Below are 13,057 nucleotides of genomic sequence, written 5' to 3' on the forward strand. Positions count from 1 at the left end.
CGCCGGGATGCGCCAGTGGCATTTGCCGCTAGGCGGCCAGGAACACGGACGCGGTGAGTGCTCCGTCATGGACGGCAGCTCTGGCGGCGGTGTAGTCGGCGCGACCGTCGGACCTGCGGGGGTGCTTGGGGTAACGAGTGATGCCGGCAGGCTGCCAGAGCGGGGCCTGGTCCGCTCGAGCTCGAGCGTCGCGTCGGGTGCGGGGTCCGCACATCCAAGCGTGTTCTGCCTGCCACCAGCTCCAGACTGCGCGTTCGACTTGGTACCGGCGTCGGCGGCGCTCGAGCCTGCCGTCGACCTGCAACTCAGTCGCGACGAAATCACGGCGTGCGAAGTCGGCCGGACGCCATCCGGTTGTGGCGAGGTGGACGAGGTTGAAGGTGGCAAGCCGGTGCAGCAAGCCCTCATCTGCAGTGGTGGTTGAAGGTGAAGGTGAGGCTGCGAGGCGAGCGTAGAGATTGCCAGCTGCGTGGGGGAGTGCGTGGTGTCCGGAGAAGACGTCGTGAGTCGCGAGGGTGAGGCGGTGCTGGAGCTGCTGGGTGAGGGCGGTGCGCTCAGCGGCCCCGGCCCCTTCGGGGCGCGTGGCCGCTTGTGACCGACCTTGTCCTGCGCCGCTGGGGAGAACGCGGTGCGGGTCGACGTGCCAGCGCGCGCCGTGCACGCCGGCGGCGGCTTCGGCCCGTCGGATCCAGCCGTCGGCAGTGAGGCGATGGAGCGCGGTGCGGGCGGTCTCACGGCCGATGCCGCAGGCCAGGGCGAGGCGTCGAATGTCGGCTTCCACGATCGTGTTGACGGCGGTGAGGGCGAAGAGGTGCAGGGTGTCCAGCACCCGGCGGTCGGCTGGTCCGCCGCCGGAGTTCCACCGGCCGGGGGCGGCGTCGGCGCGTTCCTGCAGGGTGCGGACGGTGTCGGCGAGGTCGCCGGCACGGGTGTCGAAGGTGGCGTCGAGGCCGGCACGGCGGGGGTTCTCAGCGACGAACTTGACGGCGTAGCGCCACTGTCTGGCGAGTGTTTCGGCCTGCTCGCGCGGACGGCGCGGGGTGCGGCCGCGGGTGCCGCGCTTGCTGCGGAGGTGTTCGAGTCCGGGAGCGGTGCCGGCGAGCTCGGCCACGTCGGCCATGTGCCAGTGGCTGGCGGCCGCTCCGAGCAGGACGGTGTTCAGCACGGTCGAGGCGTCCAGATCTGCCGCGGCTGCCTCAAGCGCGGCGAGGCTGGCAGCCGGTAGCGGTCGCCTGACGCCGGGGAGGTAGGGGTGCCCGCGCTCGTCGACGCGGACAGTCGCGCTTACGGGCGAGTCATCCTCGATCGCGGCGCCGGTGATCTGCGCTGCCAGGGCTCGCGCGACGCGCACGAGCGCCTCGCTGTCGGTGGTCGGCTGCAGCAGGCATCCGAGGTCCCCCTCGAGGATTTCGGAGCGGCCGCCGTCGCGGTGCGGAGCACCGGGCGGACGCACGCAGCCCGTGGCGCTATTCCGTAACGGAGCGATGTCCAGTGTGGGCAGGACTGCCGCAGCTAGTCGTGCCACCGTGCCCACTAGCTCGACGTCGAGCGCCTGGGAGGCGGCGGCCCAGACGTGCCGGCCCCCGCTCGGCCCCGAGCGGCAAATCAGGTGCGCGATGCCCGCGTCGACGAGCAGGCTTGATAGCGCGGCCGCGTCGCGTGCGGCGCCCGCTTCGTCACCCTTGGCGTCGAAGTCGAAAGCGAGTAGTCGGAACCCGTCCAGGGAGGCCAGTGGCACCGCCCACGGCGCAGCCGGCGGCTGGATCTGGTCCAGCAGCCAGGTGCGGCTGTACTGATTCAGGACCTCGCCGGATGAGGTGGTGGCGGCGACGCGGACGCGATCGCGGGGGCTGATGGCACGCGTCAGTGCCCATGCATCCTCGACACCGGTAGTCGGCGACACGCCGACATATCGGGTTAGTGGGGATGATGGTGCACGCGTGGAGTCGTGCGTTACGATCGGCTCACCTCCTCCTGTACGGGAGAACGAAGAAGCCCCGGCGCCAACCGGTTCCTCTTCACAGCGATCCGGGTGGGCCTGCGAAACCTTGAGCCCGGATCGAAAGTCTTCGAAGAAGCCCGCCCGCCAAGGCGGGCTTCTTCGTTTGTGGTCTACGACGCCATCTGGATCGGCAGCTCCTGCTGGGTCGATGCGATGCCAGGCTTCGGCACCACGGGAAGCTCGCCACGCTCTCGGACAAGTTCAGTGATGAGTGCCTCGAGGTAGTAGGACATCGTGACGCCGCTGGCCTCGGCAGCGGCCTGCACCTGGTCTCGGACTTGGGGGATGACACGTCCCTGCATCACCACGGTCGGCATGCTGGTGACACGTCGCGCGCGGTTCGCGGGGAAGCTCATGCGGCCATGGTGTCGGCGCAATGCATTCATTGGAAGGGCTGCCTCGGCGTGTCGCGCGAGAAAATTGCACGCGTGTAGTTCCAGCCCCAGTTGGGGAGGTGTGAACCGGGCTGGATGGCGGCCCAGGATCGCCTCATCGACCTGCCTTCTGACATAACAATCCTTATCGGCGCAGGCGATCCGTGCGGGGGAGCGGCTCACGCGGCGACTCCAAGCAGGTCATCGCACTGCTGTCGGACGACGGCGGCAAGGGCTGCGGCGTCCACCCGATAGAACGTGTCAAGTCCGGCGGCCGCGTGAACGACGCCGGCGTCGAGCGCACCGGAGAGGATCACTCGCACGCGTTGCTCTCGAAGCTGCAGTCGGCGCGCGAGGGTGTCGGCGGCTGTCGGACCGGCGAGGGAGAGTGCGCGCAGCACTCGCGCGGTGTCGGTGTCGATGAGGCTGAACACGACCGGTCCCCCGTCCGCTGGTGCACCGAGTGGCCCGGCGTCTTTCTAGCAGTTGCTAGATTAAACGTATGGCGGGTCGTGCTGGTGCGCTACTCGGGCGCGGCGGGGCCGAGGTCGTGCAGGGAGTAGCCGTCGGGGTACTGGGTGCGGCCGCTGTGCCCGGGTCGGAAGGTGTCGACGGTGGTGGGGCGGGCGAGCAGGCCGCGGATGCGGAGCGCGACGTGGACCGCGTGGCGCAGCAGTCGCGGCGGTGGCTGCAGGCCGAGGGCCGCAGCCATTCTCGGGTCGTCGATGAGGGTGGCCATGATCGGTCGGATCAGCGGCCTCGCCGGGGCGGGCAGCCGGCCCGCGAGCACGCCGATGGTGGCGTCGAACAGCTGGGCTGCTTCCGGGCTCCAGGCGACGTTGTCGGCCTCGAAGCGTTCGTAGAAGGCGGTGGCGGCTTCGGCGGTCTCGGGCATCTGCAGGTGCATGCGGTGGCCGAGCTCCTGGTAGAAGCGGAATGCGGCGGCGTCCTCGGCTGGGGTGAGGCGGCGTACGCCGTGACTGGCGATCCAGCGTCTCGGGATCATCCAGAGCGACAGCAGCACGTAGCGGTACTCGTCAGCGGTCGCGGTGACGCGGGCGTGGGCGTGGATGAGCAGCTGCAGGGCCTGCTGGCCGCGGTCGGAGTCGAAGCCGCCGTTGATGATCTCCATCAGGATCAGCGCGGTGTCGTAGCTGCGCTTCTTGGGGTTGCGGAGCATCTCGCCGTGGGCGGCGAGCACCCGTGCGGTCGACGGGGTGGAGAAGGTGCGGTAGTACTCCACGGCGAATCCGACGCGGAAGTCGAACGCCAGCTCCCGGATCACGAGGCGCCGGTAGACCCGGGCCCAGTCGTCGGGGGGTGCCGGCAGCGGTCCGGTCGGGGCCGCGGATCGGGCTGTCCGGTCGCGGGGCGATACTCGAAGTGATGAGACACCCATCTCTCAAGGCTGCACCCATGCCGACGAGGTTCCGCTCCAGGCGGCAGGTGAACGCGATGCTGCGACGCGTCGGGTTCCCGTCCGGCTCGTTCGAGGCGATGCAGGACTTCATGCAGACCTGGCTGGGCCGCGAGATCCGGATCGAGCACCACGACTTCCGTGGTTCGTCGGTCTGCGGGCTGTGGCTGGGGTCGAAGCACGAGCGGGTCGACCGGATCTTCACCGATCTGGAGTCTCCGCACTGGCGGCAGACCGTCGCCCACGAGTGGGGGCACATGCTCTGCGGGCACGACATCGGCGCAGACGATGTCGAGGTGCTGCGGAGCCTGGCACCGCTGCTGCCGGAGAGCGCGATCCGGTTCGCGCTCTCGCGGGAGTCCTTCACGACCCCGCAGGAGCAGGACGCCGAAGCGGTCGGTGACGCGATCAGCCTGCTGCTGCTGGCCGAGGAGTCCCGTGCGGCGTCGGCGCAGTCCCTCGGGGGTTTCGGCCGGGTGCTGTGAGCGCGGCCGTGGCGTTGCCGGCGATCATCCTGCTCGCTGCGCTGGTCGTGGTACCGGCGGCGGTGGTGCGCCGGCAGTGGACCTTGACCTGCGGCTTCGCCGCCGCGGGGGCAGGTGTCGCGCTGCAGTCGCCGGTGGTCTACCGGCTGGTCGATCCGCTGCTGGGCGGCTGGAACCTGACGAACCTGCTCTACCACCTGCTGACGGTGGCGGGCATCGGCGGGTTCCTGCTGCTGGTGCTGACTGCCGACCCCCGCTGGGATGCCCGGCGAGCGACGCGGATCGTCGTCGGCGCAGTTGCGGTGGCGTGCGGGGTCGAGGTGGCGCTCTTCATCGTCGGGATCCGTACCGAGCAGTGGGCGATCGCGGACTCGCACCTGAGTGACCAGGTCACCAGTCCGGTGTTCCTCAGCTACGCGTCGATCCTCTGGATCGCCCTTGCCGGGCTGGCCGTGGCGGCGATCGTCACGCAGCAGGCGCAGACCCGGGGCCGGCCCTGGAGCGTCGGTCGGGTCGGGCTGACCTTGGTCGTGCTGGGCTGCGTCGCATCGCTCGGCTGGTGCGTCAACGCGGCCGCGATCGCGGTGACGGCGGTGCTGCGCGGTCAGGAACCGGCCGCGGGCGACCGGGTCGGGCAACTGCTGGCCCTGGTCGGCGGCGGGGCCGTGTTCGCGGGGCTCGCGACGACGAACCTGCCCCACCTCGTGGACCGGCTCGACGGGCTGCGGCTGGGCCTGGCGATCCGGCCGGTGTGGCGCCGCGCCGTCGCGGCCGCACCGGAGGTGGCGCTGCGGTCCGGGGCGCGGGCCTCGCTCGGCGGCAGGGCGACGCTCTACCGTCGTTGGGTGGAGATCGAGGACGCCGTCCGGCTGGGCCGGCTCGCCCTGACCGGGCAGGAGCGGTCCCGCGTCGGCCAGTTGGAGCGGATGTTCGCCCCAGCGAGCCGACCTGCGCGTCCGGAGGGGTCCGCGGTGACCGGTCGATGAGCGAGTCCGCGCCGCTGGACAGTGAGGAACGCAGCCGCCGGCTGAACCTGCTGCTCGACACGATCCCGAAGGACGGCTCGCGGGCGACGTTCGCGCAGATCCAGTCGTTCCTCGCCAGCCAGGGTGTTCGCCTCAGCCAGGCCCGATGGACGTACCTGGTGCGTGGCGGCCGCGGGTACGAGCGGATCAACGGTGAACGAGCGCTGATGACGGCGATCGCCGCGTTCTTCCAAATCGACCCCAGCTACCTGCTCGACCGGGCAGGACCGGTTCCGGAGGCGCTCGAGCAGCAGCTCGAGCTGCTGCGCCAGGTGCGCCTGCGCGAGGTGCGGCTCTACGCGACCCGCAAGCTCGGCGGCGTCTCCCCCGACACCCTCGAGGAACTCAACCGGATCCTCCGCGACTCCGAGACCGACTGACCGGCACCGATGCCGTCTCGGGAAAGACGAAACCCCGGCGATGTGACACGAGATCAGGGATCGGTCCGGGGTCTTCGACGACCACGATACAGGAGGGCCCCTCGATGTCGAGCCCGCTGAGCGGCGACGCCGCGCTGCTACAACGGCGCTTCTCCCCCGAGCGGTTCGACCCGTACCTGCGGGCCGCCTCGTTCGATCAGGACACGGCGGTGGCGCTGTACCGGTGGAACGTCGAGCTCGCCGCCGCCATCTCGGAGACCCTCGGCCATGCCGAGGTCGGAGTCCGCAACGCCCTCAACGAGGGCTGGACGGCGCGACATGCCCGTCTCGGCCGCGCCGGGACATGGTTCGACGACCCCGCCGGCGAGCTCGACCGCCGCGCCCACGCCGACATCGACCGTGCGCTCACCCGACTCCGGACCGCCGGCGCGGTACCGCTGCCCGGCAAGATCGTCGCCGAGCTGCCGTTCGGCTTCTGGCGCTTCCTCCTCGCCCGCCGCTACACCACCATCTGGCCCGCGATCCGCCCCTCCTTCCCGCACCTGCAGGGACACGATCGGCGGCTGCTCGAGCTGCCCGTGTCCCGCCTGCATCTGCTGAGGAACCGGATCGCACACCACGAGCCCCTGCTCGCCCTGTCGGTCGAGACGGTGCGGCACGACCTCGTCACCGTGCTCGACGCACTCGACCCCGCACTGACCTTGTGGGTCGAGCACGGCGACCGGATCGCCGCCGTACACGCACGACGTCCCCGCTGACCCGCTGGCGACCTCCGGCCGCTACGCGTCCGGGAGCGGCTCGCCGAGCATGTACGCCAAGTGCGCCCGCGTGATCTCCTCGACCCGGGTCCGATTCAGCGTGTACTTCGGCACGCTGCCGACCGCGACCTCTGCTTCGACGACCCCGAGCTCACGCAGGTCCCGCAGGTGCCGGTTCACTGTCGGCCGGACCAGGCTCGCGCCTGCGATGATCTGACCGATCTGTGCCCGGTCGTGACCGGCGAGGAAGCGGATGATCGCCGCCGCCGCGGGATGCCCGATCCCGCGGACGGCCGTCAGCACGGCATCCGCTGTCGAAAGCCCATCCTGCGCCAGCAGGCCCGCGGTCTTCTCGCCATCGTCGGGCGGCAGCGGATCGACGGGCACCCGCCCATCCTGGCGCAGCTCCTCACACCGCTTCTCCTATCGCTCTGCAGTAGGTCTATCGTAAGGTGATAGGTACTGGGGCATTCGGGCTCCGTCAGGGGGGGCTGCGTGACGAGCACTAGCGTCGCTCCCAGTCGCCGCGGACGGGCTAGGGGCTTCCATACCGAGAGCTTCCGCATGGTCACGCGGTTGAGCGGTGTTCGTGTGATCGCCACTGCCGGAGTTCTGCTGTTCGGGCTGACCGGATGTACCCCGTCCCTTGCGAACCGGTCCGAGTCGGCACCTAAGGGCTCGGCCTCCACGGGAACTGCGGAGGCGGAGCCGCTGGAATCGCCGTCCGGGTCGTCGTCGGGACTCCACGACCTCGAGCCCACCCGCTCGGCCACGGCAGGCGGCGTACTGCAGATCGCACTGACGGCGATGAGTCAGTTCTGCCGCCCGCGGTTGAGCGCAGCGCGGTGGATCGCTGGAATGGACCCGTTCCTGACGCTCGAGGCGTCGTCGGTCTACGCGACGGTGGATCCCGCGCGGGTGCAGTGCTCGCATGTCACGCCACCCGCGCGGCTGGTCGAGGGCGACGGCTTCACGCAGGTCGTGACGGTGCAGACCGACCGGTCGCCCTACCGGGTCACCCTGTCGCGGTCGTCGCTGTCGGAGCCGTGGCTGGTGTTCCGCATCGCACCGTCAGGCACGCGGTGAACGGGCGAGCGGGTGTCGGGGTGCTGACGGTGGTGCTGGTGCCGGTACTGCTGGCGGGCCTGCTGCTGTGGGTGCTGTTCTTCGGCGCGCAGCCGGCTGTGGCGGCCTGCTCCCCCGACCTCGTGTCGGTTGATGCGGCGGCGATCCCGCCGGGCGCGCAGGTGGCGGGCTTCGGGCAGGCGCAGCTGGTGAACGCGGCGCTGATCGTCGGGGCGGCCGCGAAGCTCGGCATGGGCGGGGACGCGCAGCTGCTGGGCGTGCAGACCGCGATCGGTGAGTCGACGCTGCGGAACCTCGACCACGGTGACGGGGCGATCAACCCGGACGGGTCGGTGGCGGACTCCCTCGGCCTGTTCCAGCAGCAGTCGAGCTGGGGCACCGTCGACCAACGCCGCGACCCCGGCACGGCAGCGACGCTCTTCTTCACCCGGCTGGCGATGGTGTCGAGCTGGCAGCAGATGGTGCCGACGCTGGCGATCAACCGGGTCCAGGGCAACCAGGACCCCGACTACTACAGCCGCTTCCGCGACCAGGCCACCGCCGTCGTGCACTACCTCGCCACCCTCTCCCCCACCGCGACGGCCTCGAGCACCGCCGCGGCCGCGAGCCCGTCACCGACGGCGGCCACCGCTGCCGTCGCTGATGGCGGGGGCGGATGCGGGGGCGCGATCTCGGGGGACGCGCGCACGCTGGCGCAGGGGCTGCTGCAGCAGATCAAGGCCGGCCGGCTGACGGTGCTGGAGCCGCGGTACGAGCAGGAGATCGCGAACGTCGCCGCCGGCACCCAGACGAGCGCGTGCGGGCTGGACCCGCGGACGCTGCAGCTGATCGACCTGGCGCTGCGCACCTTCCGCACTGTCGGGGTCTCGGACCTGAACCGGCGCTGCACCGGCTCCCTGCTGGGCGCCGGCACCCAGTCCTCGCACTGGATCAACGGCGGCGGCCAGGCAGTCGACTTCTACAACCTCGGCGGCGCGGCCCTCACCGGCGGCGACCCCGCCTCGATGCGCTTCCTGCACGTCCTCGACCAGGTCGTCCCCGCCGGCGCCCGCGCCGGCCAGGTCGAGTGCCGCGCCCCGACGTCGTTCGTGCATCTGACCCAGTTCGCCGACACCTGCAACCACCTGCACATCGACGTCGCCTTCACCGGCAACACCCCTCTCACCCTCACCGGCTGAGCCCACCCACCGTCTCCCCGTGACGCGGTCACGGGGCCACCACCCCGAATCGAAGGAGCAGCATGTCCGTCCTCGCCTCCACCGTCACGGCGGTCCTGCCGCAGCTGGTCACCGCGGTTCCCGACCCCGGCGCCGGCACGATGCCGCCCGGGTTCGGCGCCTTCACCACCGTGATGGGCTGGGCGAAGTACATCGGCCTCGGTGTGGCGGTGGTCGGGCTGATCATGCTCGGCGTCTCGCTGACGATCTCCGCCCGCCGCGGCGAAGGCGGCGAGATCGGCGGCTGGCTGGGCCGGCTGCTGATCGGCGTGATTATCATCTCCGCCGCCTTCACCATCGTCGGCTTCCTCGTCGGAGCCTGACCCGGCATGCCCCGCACAAGTACCGGCTCGTCGTCGCGCCCGGGCCGCGGCTTCGTCACTGGCGCCGCGGTCGTGGCGGTGCTGGTCGTGGCTGGCGTCGCGGTCTCCCTCGGCGCCGCCTTCGGCGCCCACCCGACTAAAGCTGCCGCCCCCGCATCCCCGGCCGCAGGACCGGTGGCGGGCGGCAGTACGTGCGGGCTGACCGGGCTCGATCGGACCGACGCGACGCTGACCATCGCGCCGCCGACGCGCTGGACGACGGTCGGCACGATGGCCGCCCCGTCCTCCGCCACGGCCGGCCCTGGCCGGCAGCAGTCGGACGGGCTGCGGTCCTGCTACGCCCACACCGTCACCGGAGCCCTCTTTGCGGTCGCGAACTTTTGGGCCACCGGCTCGGACCCGCGCCTGTACCGCCAGATCGTCGAGACGAACGTCGCCGATGGTCCTGGCCGGGATACGGCGTTGCGGGCGTCGGGGGCGCCGAGTAACACCGGGACGAGTGCGCAGATCGCCGGGTTCAAGGTCGACTCCTACCGGCCGAACGCGGCGACGGTCGACGTCGCGTTGCAATCCAGCAGCGGGCAGCAGATCGGCTTCCCGGTCCCGGTGGTGTGGCAGGACGGGGACTGGAAGGTGCAGGTCGCCGACGACGGCACCAACGTCTTCCGACCCACGATCCTGTCCAGCCTCGCCGGCTACGTGCCGTGGGCAGGTGCGGAATGAGTGCTGCTCTCGCTGCGGCGGACGCGGCAGGCGGCGGCTGCGCGCTGACGGATCCGCTGTGCATCGCGAAGCAGGCAGCCGGCCAGATCGTCTCGTCGGCGGCGTCGGATGCGTTGCAGCAGTTCGTCAACGACATCCTCAAGGCATACGGGAAGGCGATCGCCTCGCTCGGCTCGATCTGGGTCGACGTCCCCTCCCCCGTCACCACCGGCGACGGCGGCGGCGGGACGATCACAGCCCCGCCGCAGGCGGCCGTGTTCACGACGCTGCTGGGCTGGGTGGTGTGGGTCGCGGCCGGGACCGCGGTCGTGTCGCTGATCGTGGCCGGGGCCATGATGGCCGCCCGCCGCCGCCACGGCGACGGAGAAGCCCACCTCGGACGCGTCGGGGTGATCCTCGGCTCGGTCGTGCTGATCTCAGCCGCATCCGCACTGGTGGCCGGGTTCCTACCGGCGACGCTAGCCGGGAACCAGGCCGGCTCCATCGCGGGCTGGGTCCAGGACCGGCTGGCCTGGTACACCGCGGGACTTGCGGTGCTGTCGATCCTCGTCGCAGCTGCCCGGATGGCGTGGACGCAGCGGGCGATGCCGCTGCGCGACCTCGCCGGCTCCGTCCTGACCCTCATCGCCGTCGCGGGCGCGGGGCTGGTCGCGATCCGGCTGGCGACCCAGGCGGCGGACGCGTTCAGCGTCTGGGTGCTGAACGGCTCCACCGACTGCGAGGTGGGGTCCGGGGACTGCTTCGGCCGCAACATCACGGCCCTGATCGCGCTCACCGCCGCTTCCCCGATCGGGACGATTGGGCTGTTCCTGCTGGGGCTGCTGGCGGTGCTGATGACTTACGTGCAGGTCGCGTTGATGGTGCTGCGCTCCGCGATGCTGGTGCTGCTGGCAGGTGTCCTGCCGGTGTCGGCGTCGTTCACGAACACGCAGGTCGGCCGGCAGTGGTTCACCAAGGCGCTGGGCTGGACGGTCGCGTTCGTGCTCTACAAGCCCGCTGCCGCGATCGTCTACGCCACCGCGTTCCGCCTCACCGGCAGCAACGCCTTCCGAGCAGACGGGACCGGCCTGTTCCAGATCCTCGCCGGCCTCGCCCTGATGCTGATCGCGCTGATCGCGTTGCCGGCGTTGATGCGGTTCCTCGTCCCCGCGGTCGCGGCGATCGGTGGCAGCGCCGGTGGCGGCGGTCTGCTGCTGGCCGGGGCGGGAGCGGCCGGGGTCGGTGAGCTCGCCACCGGCGCGATCCGCAGCAACCGAACCGGCAGCGGCAGCGGCGGCGGGGGTGGCGCGTCTGGGCCGACCGGCAGCGCCCAGGCCGCAGGCCGGGGTGCCGGCGCGGCTGCCGCCGGTGGCAGCGCGGCGGGCGGCGGAGGCGGGGCTGCCGCTGGTGCTGCCGCGGCGGCGGGGCCGGTCGGGCTCGGGATCGCGACAGCCGGTATCGCGGTCTCCGGGTTGACGAAAGCCGCAGGCGCCGCCGGGACCGCGGTCCTGGATGCGACCGGAGATGTGTCTGGCTCGAAGGGAGCAGCATGACCACCAACGGCCTCACCGGTGCGACCCGCACCGACGGGCACCGCACCTACGGCAACTGGCGCCGCCCTGCCACCGCGGGTCTCGGCGGGCTCGGGATGCTCGCCACCGCGGTGCTGTTCGTCGGCATCGCCGCCGCGATCATCGCCTCGATGACCGCCGGGCTCGGTCCCGCGCTCATCGTCGCGTCGGTGTTCGGGGTGGTGCTGCTGACAGTGGCGGTCAAGGACAGGCACGGCCAGTCCGCCCTCGGCCGCACCCTCAACCGCATCGGCTGGACCCGCACGAGACGCCGCGGCTCGCACCTGTACCGCTCCGGCCCTACCGGCCGGGCGAAGTGGGGCACCTTCCAGCTGCCGGGACTTGCCGCGTCGTCGCAGCTGGGCGAGTGGACCGACTCCCACGGCCGCCCCTTCGCCCTCCTGCACACCCCCGCGACCCGCCACTACACCGTCGTGCTGGCGGCGGAGCCGGACGGGGCGGCGCTGGTGGATCAGGAGCAGATCGACAACCAGGTCGCCGAGTTCGGGATCTGGCTGGCGAACCTCGGCGACGAACCCGGCATCGAAGGCGCCTCCATCACCATTGAGACCGCCCCCGACACCGGCACCCGCCTCCGCGCGGAGGTCGAGGGATCGCTCGACCCCGACGCTCCCCCCTTCGCGCAGACAGTCCTCGCCGACGTCGTGGCCCAGTACCCCCTCGGATCCGCCACGATCCGCGCCTACATCGCCATCACCTTCAACGAGGTTTATCGCGCATCGGTAAACCGCAGTAAACGACGCAAGCCGGACGAGGTCGCCACGGACCTCGCCTCCCGCCTGCCCGGCCTCACCACCTCGCTGACCGCAACCGGGGCGGGGGCGGCGCGGCCGCTGTCAGCGCAGGAGCTCTGCGAGGTCATCCGCGTCGCCTACGACCCCGCCGCAGGCCGGCTGATCGATGAGGCCCGCGCCGCCGGCGAGCCCGCGGCGCTGACCTGGCCGGAAGTCGGGCCTGCGGCGGCGGAGGCGCGGTGGGGGTCGTACCGGCACGACTCGGCGGTGTCCTCGACATGGACGATGACCTCCCCGCCGCGCGGGGTGGTGCAGTCCGGGATTCTCGCCCGACTACTGGCCCCGCACCGGGACATCGCCCGCAAACGCGTCACCCTCCTCTACCGCCCCATCGACCCCGCCCGGGCCGCGGCCCTGGTGGAGGCGGACCTGAACGCCGCCCGCTTCAACTCCACCGCGTCCGCCAAGCCGACCGCCCGCTCCACCCTCTCCGCCCGCAGTGCGCAAGCCACCGCGTCCGAGGAGGCCGCCGGGGCCGGGCTGGTGAACTTCGGGCTGATCGTCACCGCGACCACGACCGACCCGGACCTCGAACCCGACGCGCGAGCCGCGGTCGACTCCCTCACGGCGGCAGCCCGCCTGCGGATGCGGCCGGCCTACGGGTCGCAGGACACCGCCTTCGCAGCCGGGCTCCCGCTCGGGCTCGTCCTGCCACGCCACCTGCGCCTACCGACCGAAGTGAGGGAAGCCCTGTGACCACCACCACACCCCGCCCCACCCCGCACCGATCCGGCGCTGTCGCACCGTCGGAGGAGCCGACCGACGTCGGCCCGTGGGGCGGCCCACCCGAGGACCAGCCAGCCGAGCCGCCTCGGCGGCCGCTCGGGCACGCCGCGGCCGACCGCGACGCCCACGGGGCGGCGCGGTTCTTGACCGCCGCCGAGGTCGACGCCCTCGCCGGC

At 71.7% G+C, this 13,057-nt stretch carries 15 protein-coding genes; 10 read left to right on the forward strand and 5 right to left on the reverse strand.

Annotation, left to right across the window (positions count from 1 at the left end; all coding sequences use genetic code 11):
- Positions 1 to 28 precede the first annotated feature (28 nt).
- From ACFSBI_RS12720 to ACFSBI_RS12735, 4 genes are all read right to left on the reverse strand, one after another.
- Positions 29 to 1,903, reverse strand: coding sequence for a hypothetical protein (locus tag ACFSBI_RS12720; RefSeq protein ID WP_377935488.1), 1,875 nt, complete (start codon positions 1,901 to 1,903; stop codon positions 29 to 31).
- 209 nt (positions 1,904 to 2,112) lie between these two features.
- Positions 2,113 to 2,358 carry a hypothetical protein gene (locus tag ACFSBI_RS12725; RefSeq protein ID WP_377935489.1) on the reverse strand — a complete coding sequence of 82 codons (246 nt, stop codon included), beginning with the start codon at positions 2,356 to 2,358 and terminating at the stop codon, positions 2,113 to 2,115.
- A gap of 197 nt (positions 2,359 to 2,555) precedes the next feature.
- A complete protein-coding gene (locus tag ACFSBI_RS12730) occupies positions 2,556 to 2,810 on the reverse strand; it encodes a hypothetical protein (protein WP_377935491.1) in 255 nt (84 codons plus the stop codon).
- Between the two features lie 89 nt (positions 2,811 to 2,899).
- Complete coding sequence (locus ACFSBI_RS12735; RefSeq protein ID WP_377935493.1) at positions 2,900 to 3,661, reverse strand: oxygenase MpaB family protein; 762 nt, start codon at positions 3,659 to 3,661, stop codon at positions 2,900 to 2,902.
- A gap of 131 nt (positions 3,662 to 3,792) precedes the next feature.
- Between ACFSBI_RS12735 and ACFSBI_RS12740 the strand changes: the two genes are divergently transcribed.
- The 4 genes from ACFSBI_RS12740 (at position 3,793) to ACFSBI_RS12755 (ending at position 6,441) form a co-directional block, all read left to right on the forward strand.
- Positions 3,793 to 4,278, forward strand: a complete 486-nt coding sequence (locus ACFSBI_RS12740) for a hypothetical protein (RefSeq protein ID WP_377935495.1) — start codon at positions 3,793 to 3,795, stop codon at positions 4,276 to 4,278.
- An 8-nt stretch (positions 4,279 to 4,286) separates the two neighbouring features.
- Positions 4,287 to 5,264, forward strand: coding sequence for a DUF6545 domain-containing protein (locus tag ACFSBI_RS12745; RefSeq protein ID WP_377935496.1), 978 nt, complete (start codon positions 4,287 to 4,289; stop codon positions 5,262 to 5,264).
- Positions 5,261 to 5,683: a hypothetical protein gene (locus tag ACFSBI_RS12750; RefSeq protein ID WP_377935498.1), complete on the forward strand. Its 423-nt coding sequence runs from the start codon at positions 5,261 to 5,263 to the stop codon at positions 5,681 to 5,683. Before ACFSBI_RS12745 ends, ACFSBI_RS12750 begins: the two co-directional genes overlap by 4 nt.
- Before the next feature lie 104 nt (positions 5,684 to 5,787).
- Positions 5,788 to 6,441 carry a hypothetical protein gene (locus ACFSBI_RS12755; RefSeq protein ID WP_377935500.1) on the forward strand — a complete coding sequence of 218 codons (654 nt, stop codon included), beginning with the start codon at positions 5,788 to 5,790 and terminating at the stop codon, positions 6,439 to 6,441.
- Positions 6,442 to 6,462: 21 nt separating this feature from the next.
- On the opposite strand, the gene ACFSBI_RS12760 is transcribed toward ACFSBI_RS12755, so the two are convergent.
- Complete coding sequence (locus ACFSBI_RS12760) at positions 6,463 to 6,828, reverse strand: helix-turn-helix domain-containing protein (protein ID WP_377935502.1); 366 nt, start codon at positions 6,826 to 6,828, stop codon at positions 6,463 to 6,465.
- A 177-nt stretch (positions 6,829 to 7,005) separates the two neighbouring features.
- Between ACFSBI_RS12760 and ACFSBI_RS12765 the strand changes: the two genes are divergently transcribed.
- The 6 genes from ACFSBI_RS12765 (at position 7,006) to ACFSBI_RS12790 (ending at position 12,851) form a co-directional block, all read left to right on the forward strand.
- A complete protein-coding gene (locus tag ACFSBI_RS12765) occupies positions 7,006 to 7,527 on the forward strand; it encodes a hypothetical protein (protein ID WP_377935503.1) in 522 nt (173 codons plus the stop codon).
- Positions 7,524 to 8,705: a hypothetical protein gene (locus tag ACFSBI_RS12770; RefSeq protein ID WP_377935505.1), complete on the forward strand. Its 1,182-nt coding sequence runs from the start codon at positions 7,524 to 7,526 to the stop codon at positions 8,703 to 8,705. The genes ACFSBI_RS12765 and ACFSBI_RS12770 overlap by 4 nt, the downstream gene beginning before the upstream one ends.
- A gap of 62 nt (positions 8,706 to 8,767) precedes the next feature.
- Positions 8,768 to 9,067 (forward strand): hypothetical protein, encoded by a 300-nt coding sequence (locus tag ACFSBI_RS12775; protein ID WP_377935507.1) that lies wholly within the window; start codon positions 8,768 to 8,770, stop codon positions 9,065 to 9,067.
- Positions 9,068 to 9,073: 6 nt separating this feature from the next.
- Positions 9,074 to 9,790, forward strand: a complete 717-nt coding sequence (locus ACFSBI_RS12780) for a DUF8175 domain-containg protein (RefSeq protein ID WP_377935508.1) — start codon at positions 9,074 to 9,076, stop codon at positions 9,788 to 9,790.
- Positions 9,787 to 11,322 carry a hypothetical protein gene (locus tag ACFSBI_RS12785; protein WP_377935510.1) on the forward strand — a complete coding sequence of 512 codons (1,536 nt, stop codon included), beginning with the start codon at positions 9,787 to 9,789 and terminating at the stop codon, positions 11,320 to 11,322. Before ACFSBI_RS12780 ends, ACFSBI_RS12785 begins: the two co-directional genes overlap by 4 nt.
- Entirely contained in the window at positions 11,319 to 12,851 is a 1,533-nt protein-coding gene (locus ACFSBI_RS12790; protein WP_377935512.1) for an SCO6880 family protein, read from the forward strand. The genes ACFSBI_RS12785 and ACFSBI_RS12790 overlap by 4 nt, the downstream gene beginning before the upstream one ends.
- Positions 12,852 to 13,057: the final 206 nt, after the last annotated feature.

Source organism: Amnibacterium endophyticum (assembly GCF_042680685.1).
GTDB classification, from domain to species: domain Bacteria; phylum Actinomycetota; class Actinomycetes; order Actinomycetales; family Microbacteriaceae; genus Amnibacterium; species Amnibacterium endophyticum.